We start from the raw sequence: 624 nt of genomic DNA on the forward strand, positions 1-624 counted from the left end.
CAGCTACGACGCGGTGATGGCGATCGCGAAGGAGCATTCGGGCGCGTACGGGATGGGCGTCGACTACGCATACACGATGGTCCACAAGGCGCCGCAACGCACCGCGACGCCGCACGAGTCGATTCCGCCGGTGCCGGCGAAGTAACGCGGACAGTCGGGACTGTCGATGCCGCCGCGGCATGCTTGATGAGCGCGCCGCGGCGGTGATACGTCAATGCGGGCGGCGTGACGCGGTGCATCCGCGGAGGCCGCCCGCGGAGCGTTTGCAGGGCATCCGCCTGCATTCCAATTTGTTCGAGAGATTGATCGTATGGAACCTTATCTGGTTTCCCTTGGTGCGGGCCTGCTGATAGGCGTGATCTACAGCGCAATCAAGGTTCGCTCTCCCGCACCGCCGCTGATCGCACTGGTCGGGTTGCTCGGCATGTTGATTGGCGTGCAGGCGATTCCCGCCCTCAAGCGGCTCATCGGCCTTTGATCGAAGTGAGGTGACGCATATGACCGCAACCGATACTCAACCGGATCTGATCCTGCACAACGGGCGCATCACGACGCTCGATCGTGCGAACCCCGTCGCCGCCGCGGTGGCGATCAAGGACGGCCGCTTCGTCGCGGTCGGCAGCA

At 64.3% G+C, this 624-nt stretch carries 1 protein-coding gene and 1 pseudogene; both read left to right on the plus strand.

Annotation, left to right across the window (positions count from 1 at the left end):
- Positions 1–145, plus strand: a pseudogene (locus F3J14_RS35300) (hydrolase); the annotation flags it as partial.
- A 165-nt stretch (positions 146–310) separates the two neighbouring features.
- On the plus strand, positions 311–478 hold the full coding sequence (locus F3J14_RS35305; RefSeq protein WP_105789109.1) for a DUF1427 family protein: 168 nt from the start codon (positions 311–313) through the stop codon (positions 476–478).
- Positions 479–624: the final 146 nt, after the last annotated feature.

Source organism: Burkholderia sp. Tr-862 (assembly GCF_011753085.1).
Classification (GTDB): Bacteria; Pseudomonadota; Gammaproteobacteria; order Burkholderiales; family Burkholderiaceae; genus Burkholderia; species Burkholderia ambifaria.

Coding starts and splice junctions, on each gene's coding strand:
- F3J14_RS35305 (WP_105789109.1), top strand. CDS start 311: ATGGAACCTTATCTGGTTTCCCTTGGTGCGGGCCTGCTGATAGGCGTG.